Origin of the sequence: Streptosporangium sp. NPDC006013 (assembly GCF_040614275.1) — a bacterium.
Taxonomy (GTDB): Bacteria; Actinomycetota; Actinomycetes; order Streptosporangiales; family Streptosporangiaceae; genus Streptosporangium.
In genome coordinates this window covers 1-3,840 of the sequence record NZ_JBEXUE010000707.1, presented here as the reverse complement: position 1 = coordinate 3,840, position 3,840 = coordinate 1, and the positions used below count along the sequence as shown (strand labels likewise).

Annotated in this window: 4 protein-coding genes and 1 pseudogene; 4 read left to right on the top strand and 1 reads right to left on the bottom strand. The window is 68.2% G+C overall.

Annotated elements, in window-relative coordinates:
- Positions 1-445: 445 nt before the first annotated feature.
- Positions 446-1,204 carry an MBL fold metallo-hydrolase gene (locus ABZ260_RS48250; RefSeq protein ID WP_355631917.1) on the top strand — a complete coding sequence of 253 codons (759 nt, stop codon included), beginning with the start codon at positions 446-448 and terminating at the stop codon, positions 1,202-1,204.
- 67 nt (positions 1,205-1,271) lie between these two features.
- Positions 1,272-1,316: pseudogene (locus ABZ260_RS48245) on the top strand (hypothetical protein); the annotation flags it as partial.
- 28 nt (positions 1,317-1,344) lie between these two features.
- Here ABZ260_RS48245 and ABZ260_RS48240 read toward each other — a convergent pair.
- A complete protein-coding gene (locus tag ABZ260_RS48240; protein WP_355631914.1) occupies positions 1,345-2,340 on the bottom strand; it encodes a hypothetical protein in 996 nt (331 codons plus the stop codon).
- A gap of 513 nt (positions 2,341-2,853) precedes the next feature.
- On the opposite strand from ABZ260_RS48240, the gene ABZ260_RS48235 reads away from it, so the two are divergent.
- Positions 2,854-3,249 carry a hypothetical protein gene (locus ABZ260_RS48235; protein WP_355631911.1) on the top strand — a complete coding sequence of 132 codons (396 nt, stop codon included), beginning with the start codon at positions 2,854-2,856 and terminating at the stop codon, positions 3,247-3,249.
- Between the two features lie 46 nt (positions 3,250-3,295).
- On the top strand, positions 3,296-3,817 hold the full coding sequence (locus ABZ260_RS48230) for a GNAT family N-acetyltransferase (protein ID WP_355631908.1): 522 nt from the start codon (positions 3,296-3,298) through the stop codon (positions 3,815-3,817).
- Positions 3,818-3,840 lie beyond the last annotated feature (23 nt).

The following is a 3,840-nucleotide window of genomic DNA, read 5'->3' as shown; positions in this document are numbered from 1 at the left end:
GCCGAGTCCTCGGCGACGACCGACAGGATCTCGATCGTGGTGGGCCCGGCCGGATAGTCCTGGTCCTGCTTCTTTAGAGGCTGCGGCCGACCGGTGCACGCGGCCCGATCCCGTGGCCGCGGGACGAGCGTCATCGGTACGGGCGGATCCGGGGCCACCGCCGGTCATGGGGCCGCACGGGTCCGGCGTGTCCGGCGTGTCCGGGACACGCCGGATCCCGGTGACCTTCCGCCCAGGAAGGTTGGAGCACCAGGCGGTGTGCTCGACCGGGGGGCGTCCCGCGTCCCGGTCGGCTAGCCCCGTTTTCCGCACCTGCCGCATCGCTACAGACCGGTGTTTGATTCAGTGCAGAGGGTAATCGGGCCAGGTAAATCGAGGTCATGTGTGGAATGCGGGGCTAGCATGATCCAGACGATGCCCGACCGCGCAGCGAACGGATCCGCCCATGACGACCACCATCACCGTGATCGGCGGCCCGACGGCCATACTGGAACTCGGCGGGCTGCGCATCCTCACCGATCCGACCTTCGATCCGCCGGGAGATCACCCCGTCGGGCCGCTCACGCTCACCAAGACCATCGGCCCGGCACTCTCCCCGGCCGACGTCGGCCGGGTGGACCTGGTACTGCTCAGCCACGACCAGCACCCCGACAACCTGGACAGGCTGGGCCGCCAGATGATGTCCGCCGCGCCGCTGACCCTGAGCACGCCCGAGGCCGCCGCGCGCATCGAGGTCACCCCGATGCACCCCTGGCAGCACCACGACGTCGGCCGGGTACGCGTCACCGCCGTTCCCGCCCTGCACGGCCCGCCGGGATGCGAGCCCATCGTCGGCCAGGTCACCGGCTTCGTGCTCACCGGCGACGGGCTGCCCACCATCTACATCAGCGGGGACAACGCCTCGCTGGAGTACGTGGAGCTCATCGCCGGGCGGTTCCCGGTCGTCGACGTCGCGCTGCTGTTCGGCGGCGCCGTCCGCACGCCCATGTTCGACGAGCGGCTCACCCTGAACGCCGCCGAGATGGTGATCGCCGCGCGCCTGCTGAAAGCCCGGCACGTCGTGCCGCTCCATGTCGAGGGCTGGACCCACTTCACCGAGGGCCAGACGGACGTGCACGCCGCCTTCTCCGAAGCCGGTCTCGACGATCTGCTCGTTTCTCCCACTCCGGGACGACCGGTCTCCCTGGGGCCTGTCCACACATGATCATCCCAGGTGCGGCTGGATGATCGTTCGTGGTGCGACGAGGTGAACCGACAAGGCCTGGCAACGGATCGAGCCCCTGCTGCCCGTCACGGACGGCAGGAGGCGCCCCCGGCGCGACCGGCGCGACCGTCGCGAGGTCGTCAACGGCATCCCGTGGCGGCTGCGCACCGCACCTGACCGGCGGCAACATCGTGGACTGCGCCGCCTTCGAAGTGGTGATGGCGGCCTTTCGCCTCGCGGGACGGACCTGGGGGGACTTCGGGGCTTGGCCGGGCGGCCCTATCTCCCACCTCCGTGTCGCAGAACGGATGCCGGGGATCGTGTCCGCAGCCGGGGCAGGCGGTGCCGTCGGCGATGTCGGCGGCCAGCTTTCTGAGCACGTCGTCGAACCGGCGCAGATGCTCGTAGTCGCCGAAGGCGGGATCACCGACGAACTTAACGCAGTAGTCGGCGATGGCCGGCGGGGAGTGCCGGGTGAGGGCCTCGGAGATCCTTTTCAGCAGCCGGGAGCGTAGCCAGGCCGGAGCGCGGCGGTAGTGGTCGGGCAGCCTGCCGAGCAACTCGGCGGCCATTCGGGACAACTCTTCCGGGTTCGCCGCAGGCGTCGGTGCGGCGCCCGGCCCCTTACGGTCCGCAGGCTCGCCTACGGCGAGAAGAGGTGGGTTTTCGCTGATCTTCTCGGGGTTCTGGTCTTCTTGCTTTGCTGCTCTTCTTATACGGGTGGGTTTTCCTATGTTGGGTTTCCCGGCGTAGGCCGCGACCTGGGGTTTCACGGTGTCCGTGCTGGTCGGGGCCAACGGCGGGTTTTCCGGCGCGGGCTCGTGGCCGGTGAGTCGCGGCGACCAGGGGTCGCAGATGATGTAGGTGACGGCGCCGAGCCTGCCGTCGCGGCCCCGCTCGCGTTCGCGCAGCAGGTAGCCGTACGCCTCCAGCTCCCCGATGGCGGACCGGGCCGCGTCCCGGCCGTCCGGGGCGGCGCAGACGATGGTCTTCTCCGAGACCCGGAAGCCGGTCGCGTGCGAGGTCAGCCAGGCCAGCAGGCCGCGCGCCTTCCATGACAGCCGCAGGTCACGGATCCAGAGGTTGGATATCCGGGTGAACCGGTCGGAGGGTGGCTTCGCCTGCCGGATGCTCATCGCCCGCCCTCCGAGACCGAGGAGACGATCGTCTGGCGGGAGAGGATGTTTGATACGGGCGCGGGCGCGCGGGTACAGTCGAGCACGGATCTTTCTCCTGGTCTAGCAGGGTGAATTGATCAAGGCCCTGGGACGGTGTTGGTAGCACCGGCTCGGGGCCGTCTTTCTTTTTCCGGGGACCGGCTCGCTCACGCCCTTCCGGGCGCCGTGGCACGGTCTGTCGTTCCGGCCCGCCCGCTCACCCGGGCTCGCCGATCTCTCGGCAATCCCCAATGAGCTGGGCCGACGCGCCTTTTTTAGCACACACCGCCCGGACGTTTCCGCTGCTCTTGGAACATCTCCGAGTGTTGTATCCGGCACCCGCCGCCCAGCGCTGGGGGAGGGGCATCAGTGACTCGGTACTGTCCAAACTGAAGTCAACGAGTTGACGGCCAAGGGCATTCTCAAGGAGTGGGACACACTACTCGCCGAAGCTCAACAGGACATGAGCCAGGATGACGAGGAGGAGGCCAAGTGAATGAGTTCCGGGTCACGGCCCAGCGGTCCGGTGGCTGGTGGGCGCTGGAGATCGAAGGGCCGGGATTGCGGCGCCCGGCGCATACTCAAGTGCGGCGGCTCGATCAGGCCGAGGAGACGGTACGCGATCTACTGGCCCTTCGCTTCGACATCGACGACCCGGCCGTGACGGCTTGGCAGATCACGGTGGTTCCCGTCCTGGGGGAGGAACTCGCCGCGGAGGTCGCGCGGACCAGGGAGATCCGCCAGGAGGCGGACCGGTTGCGTGATGACGCGGTCAGTCGTTCCCGCGAGGCCGCGCGCCGTCTGCACGAGCAGGGGCTTCCCCATCGGGACATCGGCTTGCTACTCGGAGTCTCCCACCAGGCGGTCAGCAAGCTCCTCGCTGGTTAGTACTCCAGCCGTAGATCGTGATGGTCTGGATGAATATCGTCGCCGTATGCCTGAACTGATCACGCCCACCACGCACTTGCACTCCGCCTGGCTTGAGGCGCATCACGAGTGGGGCCCGGGCCTCCACGAGGACGGATTCGGGCTGGGGCCGTCCGACGAGGTCGACTCGCCGGACGGATTCGCGACCTGGGTGGCGAGACTGGCTGAGGAGTCGGATCCGGCGAAGCCGGTGGAGACCGGCCGAATGAGTTGCATGTATCGGTGGATCGTCGAGGGCGACCGGGTGCACGGCGGGATCGCGCTGCGGCACGGGCTCAACGACTACGTGCTGCAGTTTGGCCACATCGGGTACGGTATCCGACCGTCTTCACGTCAGCGTGGGCTGGCCACCTGGGCGCTGGGCCGGATGCTCGACGAGGCGCGGGCACTCGGTCTGGACCGGGTGCTGATCGTCTGCGAAGTCGACAACCTCGCCTCGGTGAAGACGATCGAGCACAACGGCGGCGTCCTCGAAGGCGTACGGGACACCGAGTACGGTCCCGCACGGCGCTACTGGATCAAGATCTAGTTTGTGATCTTACTGGCGGAACC